A 16207-nucleotide genomic window follows, 5' to 3' on the forward strand; every position below is an offset into this window, starting at 1 on the left:
CCCGGCTTGGCCGTGTGGACCCGCTGATCACGCGAGTTGGCTTCCTGATCACGCGGAGGACGTGAGCCGCCGGGCCTCTTCGGGCGGTGGGGTCCCGCCACCGAGGATGGTTGCCAGGATCTCCGCGCCCCGGACCACCCGGGGTCCGGGGCGGTTGAAGTACGCCGGGCCGTCGAGGATCCACACCTCGCCCGCGCGGACCGCCGGCACGTCCGCCCAGCCGGGCAGGTTCGCCAGCAGCGGCGCCTCCGCGAGGGTGCGGTCCGGCGCGAACCCGCACGGCATCAGCAACAGCACGTCCGGCCGAGCCTCGACCACCGCCTCCCACGGCACCGGCCGGGTGTGCTCACCAGGCGAGGCCAGCAGCGGTTCGCCGCCGGCGAGCGCGATCTGCTCGGGCACCCAGTGCCCCGCGGGCCACAGCGGATCCAGCCACTCCAGGGCGACGACCCGCGGCCGCGCGCCGGTGCGGGGGAGTGCGTCCAGCCGCGTCCGCAGGGCCGCGATCTCGGCTTCGGCTCGCGACGGCACCCCCAGGACCTCACCGACCTGGCGGAGGCAGTCGAGGACGCCGTCCAGGGTGGCCGGTTCGAGGCTCACCACCAGCGGGCCGGTGTCGAGCGTGCGGACCGCTTCGGACACCTGCCGGTACGACACCGCGCAGACCTCGCACAGGTCCTGCGTGAACACGACGTCGGGAGCGAGGTCGGCCAGCCGCGCGCTGTCGAGGGTGTACAGCCCGGACCCGCGGTGCGTCGCCTCGGAGATCTCCCGGCTGGACAACGCGTCCGGGTCGAACTCCGCCCGCGTCACCACCGGGACCCGGGAGACGAGCTCCGGCGGCCAGTCGCATTCGTGCGTCCGGCCGACCAGCCGCGGCAGCTCGCCCAGCACCGCGACCAGGTCGGTCGCCGCGGGCAGCAGGGAGACGATCCGCATCGGCTCACGGTAGCCGCGACGACCTCCGGCTGCCGCTCTCCGCGTCGGGCGGGTAGAACCGGTTCGCCCTCGAGGTCGAGGCGCGCGTCAGGGGTTGACGGCCAGCACCAGGAACCCGGCCAGCAGCACCAGGTGCACGCCGCCCTGCAGGCGCGTTGCCCGGCCCGGCACGACCGTCAGCACGCTCACCACCACCGTCAGCGCCAGCAGCACGATCTGCGTCGAACCGAGGCCGAGCAGCAGCTCGCTCGGCAGCCACACCGACGCCAGCGCGATCGCCGGGATGGTCAGGCCGATGCTCGCGATCGCCGAACCGTAGGCGAGGTTGAGGCTGATCTGCATCCGGTCGCGCTGGGCCGCGCGCGTCGCCGCCAGCGTCTCCGGGAGCAGCACCAGCAACGCGATCACGACACCGACGAACGACTGCGGGAACCCGGCCGCGCGCACGCCGGCCTCGATCGCCGGCGACTCCACCTTCGCGAGGCCGACCACCGCGACCAGCGCCACCAGCAGGAGCGCGAGGCTGCCCAGCGCCGCCCGGTTGGTCGGCGGCTCGGCGTGGTCGTCCTCCTTGACCTCGCCGTCGGCCGCCACCGGGAGGAAGAAGTCGCGGTGGCGCATGGTCTGCGTCAGCACGAACGTCGCGTACAGCGCCAGGGACGCGATCGCGGCGAAGGTCAGCTGCGCCGTCGAGAACGCCGGACCGGGGGTGCTGGAGGTGAACGTCGGCAGCACCAGGCTCAGCGTGGCCAGGGTCGCGACCGTGGCCAGCGCGGCGCCGCTGCCTTCGGAGTTGAACAGCGTGACGCCGTAGCGGCGCGCGCCGACGAGCAGGGAGATGCCGACGATGCCGTTGGTCGTGATCATCACCGCGGCGAACACGGTGTCCCGCGCGAGCGATCCCGCTTCCGGGCCGCCCGAAACCATCATGGTGACGATCAGCGCGACCTCGATCACGGTGACGGCGACCGCGAGCACGAGCGACCCGAACGGTTCGCCGACGCGGTGCGCGACGACCTCGGCGTGGTGCACCGCGGCCAGCACCGTCGCGCCGAGCGCGATCGCGACGAGGGCCACGAAGAACGGGCCGAGGTCGCGGCCCCAGGCGAGCGCCAGCACGAGCAGGCCGAGCACGGGGGTTACGGAGGTCCAGGACGTCAGGAAGGATCTCAGCGTGGCGGCCATGTCACCACCCTGTCACACCGGCGGTCACTTTGCGTGGTCGTACGGCCATTCTCACATCGTCCCTTGTGGACGGTCGAGGCCGGCGGCGAGGACGTACCGCCGGAAGGTTTCGCTCAGCGGCGGGAGAGTCCGCCCGGCCGCCCACCCCAGGCCGATGTCGCGCGCGGCGTCCACATCGGTCAGCTCCAGGTGCGGCGCCGGGGATTCCGCCGCATGCGGCAGCGGCAGCACGGAAACGCCGAGCCCGGCGGTGACGAGCCCGCGCAGCGTCTCGACTTCGGCGCCCTCGAACCCGATGCGCGGGGTGAACCCGGCTTCGGCGCACAGGCGCTCGGTCGTTTCGCGCAGGGCGTAACCCGGGCGCAGCAGGATGAACGTCTCGTCCGCGAGGTCGGCGAGGCGGGCCCGCCGCCGCCCGGCGAGCCGGTGGTGCGGCGGGACCGCGAGCCGCAGCGGCTCGACGAGCAGGCGGTCCCAGTGCAGCTGCGGGTGCCCCGGGTCGCCGCTGGTGAGGACGAGGTCCGCGGTGCCGTCGAGGAGCTCCGCTTCCAGCCCGGCCTCGCCGTGCTGCCGCAGTTCGAAGCGGGCGCCGGGGTGCTCGCGCAGGAAGCCGCGCAGCACCGAGGGCACGAGCCAGGTGCCGAACGTGTGCAGGAAGGCCAGCGGCACGACCCCGGTGCCCGGCGCGACGATCTCGCCGACCTCCCGCAGGCCCTGGTCGAGCTGGTCGAGCACAAGGTCGACGTGCCGCCTGAAGGCGTGCCCGGCCGGGGTCAGCCGCAGCATGCGCCCGGACCGGCGGAACAGCTCGGCGCCCGCGTCGTGCTCCAGCCGCCGCAGGGCGCGCGAGAGCGCCGGCTGGGTCAGGTGCGCGCCGGCCGCGGTCTCCGTGACGGTCGCGCCGCCGGCGACCTCGCGGAAGAGCCGCAGCGTCTGGACGTCCATGCCTCCAGTGTATGGATGTTCATCCCATCAGGCATTGGACGCATCGGTCGGCACGGTCCACGCTGGAGGTATGGCAACCGTGGCAGAACAGCTGGTCAGGACCCTGCGGGACGCGGGCGTCGAACGCATCTACGGCATCGTCGGCGACAGTCTCAACCCGATCGTCGACGCGGTCCGCCGCACCGACGGCATCGAGTGGGTGCACGTCCGCCACGAGGAGACGGCCGCCTTCGCCGCGGCGGCCGAAGCGCAGGTCACCGGCAAGCTCGCGGTGTGCGCGGGCAGCTGCGGGCCCGGCAACCTGCACCTGATCAACGGCCTGTTCGACGCCCATCGCTCGGGCGCGCCGGTGCTCGCGATCGCGTCGCACATCCCGTCCAACCAGATCGGCACCGGCTTCTTCCAGGAGACCCACCCGGACCGGCTCTTCGCCGAGTGCAGCCACTTCAGCGAGGTCGTGGCGGACCCCGCGCAGCTGCCGAGGCTGCTGCGGATCGCCACCCAGGCCGCCGTCGGCAAGGGCGGCGTCGCGGTGCTGACCATCCCGGGCGACCTCGCCGACCGCAAGGCCACCGGCCCGCTGACCGAACGCCTCCCGCTGGTGACGCCGTCGCCCGCGGTGCCGTCCGCGGAGGTCGTCCAGGAGCTCGCGGACCTGCTGAACTCGGGCGAGAAGGTGATGCTCTTCGCCGGCGCGGGAACGCGCGGCGCGCACGACGAGGTCATGGCGGTGGCGGAGAAGCTCGCCGCGCCGGTCGGGCACTCGCTCGGCGGCAAGGAGTGGATCCAGTACGACAACCCGTTCGATGTCGGCATGAGCGGCCTGCTCGGCTACGGCGCCTGCTACGACGCGATGCACGAAGCCGACCGGATCCTGTTGCTGGGCACGGACTTCCCGTACGACAAGTTCCTCCCGCAGGCCCGCACGATCCAGCTCGACCACGACGCCTCACGTCTCGGCCGGCGGACGCCGCTGGAGCTGGCGGTGCACGGCGACGTGCGCGAGACACTGCGCGCGCTGCTCCCGCTGCTGCGGCCCCGTACCGAGCGCGTGTTCCTCGACCGGATGCTGCGCGAGCACGTGCGGAAGCTGGAGAAGGTCGTCGGCGCGTACACGGGGAAGATCGAGCAGCGCCGGCCGATCCACCCGGAGTACGTCGCCTCGGTGCTCGACGAGGTCGCGGCGGACGACGCCGTGTTCACCGTCGACACCGGCATGGGCAACGTCTGGGCCGCGCGGTACCTGACGCCGAACGGCCGCCGCCGGGTCATCGGCTCGTTCCGGCACGGCAGCATGGCCAACGCGCTGCCGCACGCGATCGGCGCGCAGCTGTCCCAGCCGGGCCGCCAGGTCGTGTCGCTCTCCGGCGACGGCGGCCTCGCGATGCTCATGGGCGACCTGCTGACGCTGCCCGCCTACGACGTCCCGGTCAAGGTCGTGGTGTTCAACAACGCCACGCTCGGCATGGTGAAGCTGGAGATGCTCGTCGACGGCCTCCCGGACTTCGGCACCGACCACGCGCCGGTGAACTTCGCCGCGATCGCCGCCGCGTGCGGGATCTTCGCCGAGCGGGTCGAGGACCCGGCCGACGTCCGCGGCGCGCTGGAGAAGGCGTTCGCCCACCGCGGCCCGGCCGTGGTCGAGGTGGTGACCGACCCGAACGCGCTGTCGATCCCGCCGCGGATCACCGGCGAGATGGTGCGCGGGTTCGCCCTGGGCGCCACGAAGACGGTGCTCAACGGCGGCGTCGGCAAGATGGTCGACCTGGCGCGCACCAACCTGCGCAACGCGCCGCGTCCCTAGGGGTCGGCGACGATGAGGCCCGTGTCGGCCAGGGCTTCCAGGTCGGCGAGGATCCGCGCCCGCCGGGTGCCGCCCAGCTCCGCGGCGTCGAGTGCGTCGCGGAGCGAGGCGTGCATCGCCAGCGCGCGGACGAACCGCACCAGCTCCGGGCACGTCAGGTAGGACAGCTCTCGCTTGCCCGCGTGGTAGGCCTGCGCCCCGAACGGCTCGGGGCGCAGCGCCACCAGCGGGTTCAGCCGGTACGCGATGTCGAGGTCCATTGTGGACTTCGGAGCACCGGCTATGCGGAGTGGACGATGACGCCGCGGATGTTCTTGCCGTCGCGCAGGTCCTGGTAGCCCTCGTTGACCTGCTCGAGGGTGTACTTGCGGGTCACCAGCTCGTCGAGCTTGAGCTTGCCGGCGTCGTAGAGCCGCAGCAGCCGGACGATGTCGTACTGCGGGTTCGCCGACCCGAACAGTGTGCCCTTGATCGTCTTTTCGAACAGCGTCATCACGCCGCCGGAGACGTGCACGGTGAGCTTTTCCGGGTTGGCGAGGCCGGTGATGACGACGGTGCCGCCCTTGCCGACGACGTTGAACGCCTCGCTGACGACGTCCTCTTCGACCGTGCCGACGGTGATCAGCGCCTGGTCGGCCAGCTGGCCCCAGGTCAGCTCGTTGACCTTCTCGGCGGCCTCGGCGGCGGTCGCGAAGGCGTGGGTGGCGCCGAACTTGAGTGCCGCCTCCCGCTTGAACTCCACAGGGTCGACCGCGACGACGTACTTCGCGCCGGCGTGCGCGGCGCCCTGCACGGCGTTGATGCCGATGCCGCCGATGCCGTAGACGACGGTGGTGTCCCCGGCGCGGACGCCGCCGGCGTAGTTGGCGGTGGCCCACCCGGTCGGGACGCCGCAGCCGACCAGCACGGCGGTCTCCAGCGGCAGCCAGTCGTCGACCTTGACGACCGAGTGCTGCGAGATGGTGGCCCGCTCGGAGAACGTGCCGAGCATGCACATGGCGCCGAAGTCCTGGCCGCCGCCGTGGAAGCGGAAGGTGCCGTCCGGCAGGTGGCCCTCGAGGATGGTGGCGCCCATGTCGCACAGGTTCTGGCGGCCGGTCGAGCAGTAGCGGCAGGTGCCGCAGTTGGGGATGAAGCTGCAGACGACGTGGTCACCGGGCTGGACCTTGGTGACGCCGGGGCCGACGTCCTCGATGATCCCGGCTCCCTCGTGGCCGCCGATGATCGGGAAGCGTGGCACGAGGTCGTTGTCGATGAGGTGCAGGTCCGAGTGGCACAACCCGGCGGCGGTGTACTTGATGAGCACCTCGCCGGGGCCGGGGCCGTCGAGGTCCAGCTCCATGATCTCGAACGGCTTCCCGGCATCGAACAGTACGGCTGCCTTGGTCTTCACGGCCATCTCCTCCACGTGCGGCGGTGCACCTTCGTGCCCTCGATTGTGTGCAGCCGCCGGTTCCGTGAAGTGTCCGAATCCCGGACACCGGTGCTCAGCGGACCCGCAGCGCCCGCATCCGGTTGTAGAGCGTCGAGCGGCTGATGCCCAGCTGCTTCGCCGCCCGCACCTTGTTGCCGTCGCACGCGCGCAGCGTCCGGACGATCACGTCGTACTCCGCCTGCTCCCAGCCGCTCAGTGCCGCTCCCGGGGCCGTGTCCGCGCAGCCCAGGTCCGCGGCCGCCAGGTCGCCGGCCGAGCGGCGGTCGGCCGCGCTCGCCAGGACTCCCGCCAGCTCGCGCAGGTTGCCCGGCCACTGCTGGGACCCCAGCAGCTCCAGCGCCCCCGGCGTCAGCCGGAGCGAGCCGCGGAAATCGCGGAGCAGCGCACGGGCGATCGCCGGGATCTCGTCGCGGCGCTCGCGCAGCGGGGGCAGCTCGATCCGCCGGTGCACGCGGGCCGCCAGCGTCGCCTGCTCGCCGCGCAGCTCCGAAAACGGGCCGCTGAGCAGCGCGAACCACGCCGTCGACGTGTCCAGGAGCCGCGCCAGGCGGACCGCCGCGAGCGGGGGCAGCAACTGGATGCCGTCGATCACCAGCAAGCCCCGCGACGACGCCGCGGCCTCCACCCGCGCGCACCACTCGGCCGCTCCGGCGACGACGTCGGAGGCGTCGAACTCGTGCACCGGCTCGTCCCCGGCGACGACCCGGGCCGCCGTCGTCCGGCCGGCTCCCGGCTCGCCCGAGATCAGCACGCGCCGCCGCGCGCGTCCGGCGCCGCGCAGGCGTTCGTCGATCTGCGCGGGGAAGAGGCCGTGCGAGCTCGGCGGCGGCGACACGACCGGGCTCGACGTCCGCACCGGCGCCAGCTCGAACAGCAGCCCGGCGCTCGCCGACACCGCTTCGACGCGCACCTCGACCGGCGTGCCCGACGTCAGCCGGAGGCGGCCGAGACCGCGCTGCGTGCGGCCCAGCTCGCGCAGCAGCCGGTGGTCGGCGGTGTCGACCAGCTCGGTCGCCGCGGTGTTCGCCAGCACGACGTCCTGGCCGAGCGCCAGCACCGCGCACGCCCGGTGCTGCACCGACTGGAACGCGGCCAGCAGCTGCTGCTCGGCGAGCTTGGCGCCGTCGAGCAGCCGCCGTTCGATGTCGGCGACCGCGCGCCGCAGGAACGGCCCGAGCAACGGGTTCGCGTCGCCGGCCGGGCCGGTGATGTCGAGGACGCCGGCCAGCCGCCGCGTCGTCGGGTGCACGACGGGGTGGCCGTAGCAGGTGAACTGCTTCATGGCTTCGAGGAAGTGCTCGTCGCCGTCGACGGAGACGCCGCGGCGGGTCTCGAACGGCGTGGCGAGGGAGTTCGTCCCGGTCCGCTCCTCGAGGAACTGGCAGCCGGGCACCGCGCTGATGTTCTCCAGCGCCACCTCGACCGACCGCTCGGAGAACCGCCGGGCCACGATCCGGCACTCGTCGTCGGCGAGCACGACGCAGAACCGCGTACCGGCGAGCTGCCGGGCCAGCTCGTCGAGCACCGGCGAGGCGGCCCGCAGGAGCCGGCTGCGGCTGTCGACGTCGGTGACGTCCAGCCGGTCGACCGACGACGCCGGCGAGAGCCCGGACAGCTCCGCCCGCCGCCACGACTGCGCGATCTCGGTCCGCAGGTCCACTCGCACTCCTCGTCGAGCCGATCGGTGTCCCCGGATTTCCATCATCACACGGCGCGCAAGCGCGGTGGACCTCTCCGATCGGGCAGGTGCCCGCCCGCTCCGTCCGGACGGTTCCCCCGCCCCGCCCGGACGGTTTCCGCCGTGAGCTGTTTCGCCGGTACCGCACCGCAAATAGCGTCGGCCGGGCACCAGCCGCTCGTGAAGGGACGCATCATGCAGGTCGACGAACTGATCAAACCGTTCCCGCTCAAGGAGTTCCACCCGATGCCGCGGGCGCTGCTCGGCCCGGGCGCGCACGAGATGATCGGCCCGGAGGCCCTGAAGATGGGCATGAAGCGGCCGCTGGTGATGACCTCGGGCCTGCGCGGCACCGGCATCGTGCACAAGATCTTCGAGTCGCTGAAGTACCACGGCCTCGACTCGGTGCTCTACGACCAGGTCGAGTCCAACCCGAAGGACTACAACGTGATGGACTCCGTCGCGCTGTACCAGGAGAACGGCTGCGACGGCTTCGTCTCCATCGGCGGCGGGTCCTCGCACGACGCCTGCAAGGGCGCGCGGATCTCGGTCGCGCACGACGGGCGCAACATCAACGAGTTCGAGGGCTTCAACAAGAGCGAGAACCCCAAGAACCCGCCGCACATCGCCGTGTCCACGACGGCGGGCACCGGGTCCGAGACGTCGTGGGCCTACGTCATCACCGACACCACGACCGACCCGGACAACCCGCACAAGTACGTCGCCTTCGACGACGCGTCCGTCGTCACCCTCGCGGTCGACGACCCGGTGCTGTACTACGACTGCCCGTCGCACTTCACCGCCCAGTGCGGGTTCGACGTCCTCGCCCACGCGTCCGAACCGTACGTCTCCCGGCTGAACTTCATCCCGTCGCTGGGCAACGCGCTGTACTCGGCGGAGCTCGTCGGGCAGCACCTGCGGGCCGCGACCTGGCACGGCGACAACCTCGAAGCCCGCGAAGGCATGATGTACGCCCAGTACACCGCCGGGCAGGCGTTCAACTCCGGCGGCCTCGGCGTCATCCACTCGGTTTCGCACGCGGTGAGCGCGTTCTACGACACCCACCACGGCCTGAACAACGCCATCGCGCTGCCGCGGGTGTGGGCGTGGAACCTCCCCGTCGCCTACCAGCGCTACGCGAAGCTGGCCGGCGCGCTCGGCGTCGACACGACCGGCATGACGGAGGTGAAGGCCGCCGACGCGGCGGTCGCGGCCGCCATCCGGCTGCTGCGCGACGTCGGCATCCCGGAGAAGTTCACCGACGTCACGCCGGACACGCACCCGAAGAACCGGCTCGGCACCGGCCCGACGAAGTACTACGAGCAGGCGGCCGTGATCAAGGGCGACGACCACGACGTCGACCGCGTGTCCCACCACATCCTCGGTGACTCCTGCACGCCGGGGAACCCGAAGGAGACGACCTTCGAAACCGTCCGCCCGGTGGTCGACCACTGCTTCAACGGCGACCTGGACGACTTCCTCTCCTGAATCTCCGGAAAACCCGGCCCGCGGGTGCTCCGAGCACCCGCGGGTCCCGGCTTCGAAAGGGACACCCGTGACGAGTTTCGCTTCGGTCGACGACGTCGCCGCGCGGCTGGCCGAGGTCGGCTACCTCGCCGACCGGCGGCTGGCCACCACCGTGTTCCTGCAGGCCGAGCTGGGCAAGCCGGTGCTGCTGGAAGGCCCCGCCGGCGTCGGCAAGACCGAGCTGGCCAAGGCGCTGGCCGCCGCGACCGGGCGGCGGCTGCTGCGCCTGCAGTGCTACGAGGGCCAGGACGAGACCAAGGCCCTCTACGACTGGGACTACGGCAAGCAGATGCTCTACACGCAGCTGCTGCGGGAGAAGATCGGCCAGATCGTCGACGACGCGGCCGACCTGCGCGAGGCCGTGGACCGGATCGCGGCCCAGGACAGCGTCTTCTTCTCCGAGCGTTTTCTCGCCGCCCGGCCGCTGCTGGAAGCCGTGCGGTCGCCGGAGCCGGTCGTGCTGCTGGTCGACGAGGTCGACCGGGCCGACGAAGCCCTGGAGGCCGTGCTGCTGGAGATGCTCGCCGAGCAGCAGGTGTCGGTCCCCGAGCTGGGGACGTTCGTCGCCGGGCACCCGCCGTACGTCGTGCTGACGTCCAACAACACGCGCGACCTCTCCGCCGCGCTGAAACGCCGCTGCCTGCACCTGTTCCTCGACTACCCGTCGGCGGCGCGGGAGCTGGAGATCATCCGGAGCAAGAAGACCGGGCTGGCCGACGCGCTCGCCGAGCACCTCGTCGACGTCGTCCACGGGCTGCGGACGCTCGGCCTGCGCAAGCCGCCGAGCATCTCCGAGACCATCGACTGGGCCCGCACCCTGGCCGTCCTGGGTGCGACCGAACTGGAACCCGGCCTGCTGGAAGACACGATCTCGGTGGTCGCGAAGTACGACAAGGACGTCGAACGCGCGGCGGGTGCCCTGCCTCGGCTGGTCGCGGGGGAGCGGGTCGAGGCGGAGAACGAAGGGGCGGCGCTGCGCGGGGAACGTGACCGCCCCGGGCGTCACGGACCTGGCTACTACGGCGAGAAGCAGGCGCCCGCCGACGAGCACGCCCGCGTGCGGCAGGTCAGCACCAGCCAGGGCTCGCGGTCGTTCACGGCGAACCTCGGCCGGCACCGGCGGGCGTGATGGAGGCGACCGTCCACCGCTTCGCGCGGCTGCTGCGCGCGGACGGCGTCCGGGTCTCGGTGTCCGAGACGCTGGACGCGCTCGCCGGGTCCGCCGCGCCCGGGATCCTCGCCGACCGCGGCCTCTTTCGCGAGGTGTTGCGGACGTCGCTGGTCAAGGACCACCGCGACGACGACCGGTTCGACGAGCTCTTCGACGCCTTCTTCGCGCTCGTCCGGTTCTCCGATGAGCCGGCGCGGCGCCGGGCGCGCGACCTCGGCGGGTTCACCCTCGCCGACGAGCTGGGCCAGCGGCCGCCGCGCGCGGACATGGAGAGCCCGGACGCCGAGGTCGGCGACCTGTTCGACCGCGCGAAGCTCGTCGAGCGCTACAGCCCGCACCCCGAGCTGAACCCGATCGTCCTCGACGGCGACACCACCGACGAAGTCGTGTTCTCCCGGCAGGAAGTCGGCTCGCTGCCGGACTCGAACTCCGTCCGGCTCGACGTCGACCGGACGCACGGCGCCGACCCGGGCGCGGTGAGCGCCGCGCCTGGGACCCGGCTGGACACCGAGCTGAGCCTCACCGAGCAGGACGCGCTGCTCGGCTGGCTCGACGACGCCGCCGACCCGGGTGGCGACGAGGACGACGCCGCGGCCGTCCGGGCCCGCCTCGCCGGGGTGCTGGTCGGCCTGCCGAAAGCGCTGAAGCGCCACCTCGAGTACCTGATGACGCTGCAGCACACGGTGGAAGGCCGCCGCGTCGCACCGGTCGGCGAGCTCGGCGGCCGCGAGCAGGACCAGCTCGAAGCCGCGGTGCGGCGCCTCGTGCGGAGCCTGCGCGGCGCCCCGACGCACCGGAAGCGCGAAGCGGCGCGCGGGCGCGTCGACTCGGCCCGGACGATGCGCCGGAACCTGCGCTACGACGGCGTCCCGTTCCGGCCGGTGACGGTCGCGAAGGCCGAGGACAAGCCGCGGCTGGTCGTGCTCGCCGACGTCAGCCTCTCGGTGCGCGCGACCGCCCGGTTCACGCTGCACCTGGTGCACCGGCTGCAGGGGATGTTCGGGCCGGTGCGGACTTTCGCGTTCGTCGCGGACCTGGCCGAGATCACCGGGCTGTTCGGGCAGTACCACGTCGAGGAGGCGCTGGGGCTGGTGTTCGGCGGTGACGTCCTGGACATCGACGCGAACTCCGACTACGGGCGCGTCTTCGGCGCGTTCCTCGACGAGTACGGCTCATCGGTCACCCGCCGCACGACGGTGCTGGTGCTCGGCGACGGCCGCGGCAACGGCAACGACCCGAACCTGCCGGCGTTCGAGGAGCTGACCCGCCGGGCCCGCGAGACGATCTGGCTGACGCAGGAGCCGCGCTACTCGTGGGGGCTCGGCCCGTGCGACCTGCCGGCGTACGCGGAGTTCTGCGACCGCGTCCGCGTGGTGCGCGACCTGTCCGGTTTGGACAGTGCGGCCACCGACTTCGCCAGGACCGGCCGATGACCGCGATCCTGGACCCGCTGGCCCCGGGTCACCGCGGCTGGTGGGAGAGCGGCGAGCTGCTGGTCTGCCACGAGGACGGCGTGGCGGTGCCGAACGCGCTGACCGCCCGCCTGGCGCCTTCGCACGTGACGTCGCATTTCCGGGTGTACTCGCTGGGGCGGCGGACGGTGGTGTCGCACCGCTACCGCGGTGACGAACTGGACGACGACCTGGCCGGCCACCTGGCGGCCGAGCTGGGGTTCCTCGCGGCGCACTTCGAGGAGCTCTTCACGGGGGTGGTGCGCACGACGGTCCACGACCCGCTGCTGGCGTGGACGGTGTTCTACGCGAACACGTTGGCGGCCTTGCGGCGCCCGGGTCCCGTGGGCGCGATCGCATCGTTCGCCCCGGTGCACTCGCGGGCATTGGAGCTGGTGCGCGGGCGTTTGGTGCTGGATCTGGGGTCCTGCTTCGGGTTTTTGCCGCTGCAGATGGCTTCCCGCGGGTTGCGGCCGATCGCGTCGGACATTTCACCTGGCTCGATGGGGCTGCTGTCCCGGGTGTCGTCGTGGTTCGGGACTCCGCTGCCGGTCCTGGCCTGCGACGCGGCCGCGGTCCCGCTGGCTTCGCACAGCGTCGACACGGTGACGGCGATCCACCTCCTGGAGCACGTGCCGCCGGAGCACGGAAGGGCGGTGCTGCGGGAGATGCTCAGGGTGGCGCGGCGCCGGGTGGTGGTGGCGGTCCCGTTCGAGCGCGAGCCGAACCCGGCGTTCGGCCACGTGCGGTGCTTCGACGCCGCGGCACTGCGCGAGTGGGGCCGGGCATCGGGGGTGCCGTTCACGGTCTTCGAGCACCACGGCGGCTGGCTGGTCCTCGACGTCGGTCGTGAGTGAGAAACAGTGTTCTAACCCTGTTTCTCACTCACGACCCCGGGCACGCTCAGATCAACGCCCGCTTCGAGGCCGCGTACACCGCTTCCGCCCGGCTGCCCACCTCGAGCTTCCGCATGATGTTCCCGACGTGGAACTTCGCCGTCGTGGGCGAGATGAACAGCTCGGCGCCGATCGCCTGGTTCGACAACCCCTGGGCCAGCAGCTTGAGCACCGTCAGCTCCCGGTCGGTCAGCCGCTGCACGTCCGGCTGGGGCCGCCCCGAGAGCGTCCGGACCACCGACGTCACGCTCCGCGAGTCGAACGCGCTCTCGCCGCGGGACACCGCCTTGATCGCGTTCGCCAGCGCCGTCGTGTCGACGTCCTTGACGACGTACCCGCGGGCGCCAGCCTGGACCGCCTCCATCACCAGGTGGTCTTCGAGGAACGTCGTCAGCACCAGCACCGCCAGCGCCGGGTACGCCGCCGTCAACGACCGGCACAGCACCAGACCCTCGGAGTCGGACGACATCGACAGCTTCAGGTCCAGCAGCACCACCGCCGGCCGGTGGGCGGCGATCACCGCCTGGGCTTCCGACGCCGTCGACGCTTCGCCCACGATGCGGAACAGCGGGTCGCGCTCCAGGACCGACCGCAGGCCCTGGCGCAGGATCGCGTGGTCGTCGACCAGCACGATCGTGATCGGCTCAGCCAAGGGGCACCCCCACCACGATCTTGACGCCGCCGATCCGCGACCGCCGCACCGAGAACGTGCCGCCCAGCTCGCGGGCGCGGGCGTCCATGTTGGCCAGGCCGCGGTGGGCGCCGTCGAGGTCGTGCCCGCCGGCCACCTGCAGCACCCGGCGCAGCACCTCGGGCTCGCCGCAGCCGTCGTCGGACACCGCCAGCACCACCTCGTCGGTGCGGTAGTTCAGCCGGATCAGCGCGCGACGCGCGTGGCCGTGCACCGCGCTGTTGAACAACGCCTCCCCGCAGATCCGGAACAGCGAGTGCTCGGCCGCGGCGGGCAGGTCGACCGGCTTGCCGCCGATCCGCAGCTCCACCACCAGCTCCGTCGGCAGGTGCACGCTGGTCAGCTGTTCCAGCAGCTCGGGCAGGCTGGTGTGCGGGCCGTCCCGGTCGTGGCTGAGCGCGTGGATGACCGACCGCAGCTGGTCGACCGCGCCGCGCGTGAGGTCCTTGGCGACGGTCAGCCGTTCCGCCGCCTCGCCGGTGGCCTCGGTCCGGCACAGCTCGACCTGCATGCCCGCCGACAGCACGGACTGGGTGACGCTGTCGTGCAGCTCGCGCGCGATCCGGTGCCGCTCCGAGTCGATCACCTCGCGCTGGCGGGCGGCCAGCAGCTCCTGCTGGGCGCGTTCGCTGCGCCGGTGCAGCGACGAGTTGTGCAGCGCCACCACGCTCTGGCTCGCCAGGATCCGCAGCACGGCCTCGTCGGTCGTGTCGATCTCGCGCCCGTGCGGCGCCCACAGCAGCAGCCCGCCGACGACCTCGCGGTCGAGCGTCACCGGCACGCGCAGGTGCCGGCCGGGCTGGCTGTCGGGCGCCTCGAAGTCGAGCCGGCCGGCGAGCATCCGCGTCAGGCAGCTGCGCACGTAGCCGGGCATCGGGTCCACAGTGGACAGCTGACGGCCGCCGGGCCCGATGATCGTGCACCGCGGCTCGGCCTCCGGCAGGACCGAGTCGGCGACGGCGAACAGCGCGTACTCCGCGTCGACGTGCTCGGCCGCCGTCCGGACGGTCGCGCGCAGCAGGTTGTCCTGCTGCTCCACGGACCGCACGAGCGTCCGCGAAATCCGGTCCAGCGCGTGGATCACGCCCTCGAGGCGCTCGATGGACGTCACGTACGCCGGGTAGAACGACCGCTTGCCCGAGCGGACGCCGGTCAGCTCGGCCAGGTACCCGGGCCGGTCGTGGTCGCCGAGCGGCGCGCGGGTCACAGGGCCGCCCGGAACAGGGCTTCGATCTCGGCCACGTCGGCCGTCCGCGGGTTGGTCGCCAGGCACGCGTCGTGCAGGGTGTTGCGCGCCAGCACGGGCACGTGGGCCGCGGTCACGCCGAGCTCGCCCAGCCCCTTCGGCACGCCGACGTCGTCGGCCAGTGCCCGTACCTGGTCGGCGACGGCGAGACCGGCCTCTTCCGGCGGCGTCCCGTCCGGCGCGAGCCCGAGGGCGCGGGCGATCGGCACGTACCGCTCGGGGTGCGCGCGGGCGTTGAACCGGACGACGTGGGGGAGCAGCACCCCGTTGATCACGCCGTGCGGCAGGTCGAGCAGCCCGCCGACCTGGTGGCTCATCGCGTGCGCGGCGCCGAGGATCGCGTTGGTGAACGCCAGTCCGGCCTCCAGGCTGGCCTGGGCCATCAGCATCCGGGGCGAGCGCTCGCCCCGCCGGTCGATGCTGCGCACGAGATTGCCGTGCACCAGGGCGATCGAGTTGAGCGCGTGATGGTCGGTGAGCGGGTTGTGCGCCTTCGACACGAACGCCTCGATGCCGTGCGTCAGCGCGTCGAGCCCGGTCGCCGCGGCCAGCCAGTCCGGCATCGTGGTGAGCAGCCGCGGGTCGGTCACCGAGACGTCGGGCACCAGGGTGCGGCCGATGATGGTGATCTTGGTGTTGTGCGTGGTGTCGGTGACGATGCAGAACTGCGAGACGTCGGCGCCGGTGCCCGCCGTCGACGGGATCATCACCATCGGCGGGATCGGCTGGCGGCTGCGGTCGACCCCTTCGAAGTCCAGGATGTCGCCGCCGTTGGCGGCCAGCAGCGCGACGCCCTTGGCCGCGTCGATCACCGAGCCGCCGCCGAGGCCCATGATGACGTCGCAGCCCGCCTCGGCGTAGCGCGCGTGCCCGGCCGCGATCTCGTGGTCCTTCGGGTTCGGCGTCGGGTCCGCCCAGACCGTCGGCGTCAGCCCGGCGGCACGCAGGTGCCCGATCAGCTCGTCGACCCACGGCGTCGTGAGCAGCCCGGCGTCGGTGACGAGCATCGGGCGTCGCGCGCCCAGCCGCGCGGCGACGTGGCCGGCTTCGGTGAGGGCACCGTCGCCGAACATGATCTCGGGGGCGTGGAACTTGGCGATGGCGAGCCCCTCGGGCTCGGCCGCCGGTGCCGCGGCGCTGTACAGGCCGGCGGGCTGGGTGAGGCCGGTGTCCGGCCAGGCGCCGCCGTCGTCGGCCACCCGGGAGGGCGAGGGCCGGCGAGTGAGGACCACGGGCACT

The 16207-nt window shown here is 72.5% G+C and carries 14 protein-coding genes; 5 read left to right on the plus strand and 9 right to left on the minus strand.

Annotation, left to right across the window (positions count from 1 at the left end):
• Positions 1-48 precede the first annotated feature (48 nt).
• From ACZ7PG_RS37620 to ACZ7PG_RS37630, 3 genes are all read right to left on the minus strand, one after another.
• Positions 49-939, minus strand: a complete 891-nt coding sequence (locus ACZ7PG_RS37620; RefSeq protein WP_470243948.1) for a cobalamin-binding protein — start codon at positions 937-939, stop codon at positions 49-51.
• Positions 940-1026: 87 nt separating this feature from the next.
• Positions 1027-2124, minus strand: a complete 1098-nt coding sequence (locus ACZ7PG_RS37625; protein WP_470243949.1) for a calcium:cation antiporter — start codon at positions 2122-2124, stop codon at positions 1027-1029.
• Positions 2125-2175: 51 nt separating this feature from the next.
• The gene (locus tag ACZ7PG_RS37630) at positions 2176-3069 is read right to left on the minus strand and encodes a LysR family transcriptional regulator (protein WP_470243950.1); all 894 of its coding nucleotides are present in this window, start codon (positions 3067-3069) and stop codon (positions 2176-2178) included.
• A gap of 70 nt (positions 3070-3139) precedes the next feature.
• Here ACZ7PG_RS37630 and ACZ7PG_RS37635 point away from each other — a divergent pair, with 70 nt between their 5' ends.
• Positions 3140-4873, plus strand: coding sequence for a pyruvate dehydrogenase (locus tag ACZ7PG_RS37635; protein WP_470243951.1), 1734 nt, complete (start codon positions 3140-3142; stop codon positions 4871-4873).
• Here the strand turns inward: ACZ7PG_RS37635 and mftB are convergent.
• From mftB to ACZ7PG_RS37650, 3 genes are all read right to left on the minus strand, one after another.
• Complete coding sequence (mftB, locus tag ACZ7PG_RS37640) at positions 4870-5133, minus strand: mycofactocin biosynthesis chaperone MftB (RefSeq protein WP_470243952.1); 264 nt, start codon at positions 5131-5133, stop codon at positions 4870-4872. The genes ACZ7PG_RS37635 and mftB overlap by 4 nt on opposite strands.
• Positions 5134-5153: 20 nt before the next feature.
• Positions 5154-6266 (minus strand): NDMA-dependent alcohol dehydrogenase, encoded by a 1113-nt coding sequence (locus tag ACZ7PG_RS37645; RefSeq protein ID WP_470243953.1) that lies wholly within the window; start codon positions 6264-6266, stop codon positions 5154-5156.
• Positions 6267-6360: 94 nt separating this feature from the next.
• Positions 6361-7968, minus strand: a complete 1608-nt coding sequence (locus ACZ7PG_RS37650) for a sigma-54-dependent Fis family transcriptional regulator (protein ID WP_470243954.1) — start codon at positions 7966-7968, stop codon at positions 6361-6363.
• A gap of 213 nt (positions 7969-8181) precedes the next feature.
• Here ACZ7PG_RS37650 and mdo point away from each other — a divergent pair, with 213 nt between their 5' ends.
• The 4 genes from mdo (at position 8182) to mftM (ending at position 12992) form a co-directional block, all read left to right on the plus strand.
• Positions 8182-9474, plus strand: a complete 1293-nt coding sequence (gene mdo / locus ACZ7PG_RS37655) for an NDMA-dependent methanol dehydrogenase (RefSeq protein ID WP_470243955.1) — start codon at positions 8182-8184, stop codon at positions 9472-9474.
• A gap of 67 nt (positions 9475-9541) precedes the next feature.
• A complete protein-coding gene (locus tag ACZ7PG_RS37660) occupies positions 9542-10642 on the plus strand; it encodes an AAA family ATPase (RefSeq protein WP_470243956.1) in 1101 nt (366 codons plus the stop codon).
• Positions 10642-12117, plus strand: coding sequence for a VWA domain-containing protein (locus tag ACZ7PG_RS37665; protein ID WP_470243957.1), 1476 nt, complete (start codon positions 10642-10644; stop codon positions 12115-12117). The genes ACZ7PG_RS37660 and ACZ7PG_RS37665 overlap by 1 nt, the downstream gene beginning before the upstream one ends.
• Entirely contained in the window at positions 12114-12992 is an 879-nt protein-coding gene (gene mftM, locus ACZ7PG_RS37670) for a mycofactocin oligosaccharide methyltransferase MftM (protein WP_470243958.1), read from the plus strand. Before ACZ7PG_RS37665 ends, mftM begins: the two co-directional genes overlap by 4 nt.
• Before the next feature lie 46 nt (positions 12993-13038).
• Here the strand turns inward: mftM and ACZ7PG_RS37675 are convergent, their stop codons facing one another.
• The 3 genes from ACZ7PG_RS37675 to ACZ7PG_RS37685 are packed head-to-tail and all read right to left on the minus strand — an operon-like array spanning position 13039 to position 16200.
• Positions 13039-13683, minus strand: a complete 645-nt coding sequence (locus ACZ7PG_RS37675; RefSeq protein ID WP_470243959.1) for a MadR family response regulator transcription factor — start codon at positions 13681-13683, stop codon at positions 13039-13041.
• Positions 13676-14929, minus strand: a complete 1254-nt coding sequence (locus ACZ7PG_RS37680; RefSeq protein ID WP_470243960.1) for a sensor histidine kinase — start codon at positions 14927-14929, stop codon at positions 13676-13678. The genes ACZ7PG_RS37675 and ACZ7PG_RS37680 overlap by 8 nt, the downstream gene beginning before the upstream one ends.
• Positions 14926-16200, minus strand: coding sequence for an iron-containing alcohol dehydrogenase (locus tag ACZ7PG_RS37685; RefSeq protein WP_470243961.1), 1275 nt, complete (start codon positions 16198-16200; stop codon positions 14926-14928). Before ACZ7PG_RS37685 ends, ACZ7PG_RS37680 begins: the two co-directional genes overlap by 4 nt.
• Between the last annotated feature and the right edge of the window lie 7 nt (positions 16201-16207).

It is taken from the genome of Amycolatopsis sp. NPDC114504, assembly GCF_055633595.1.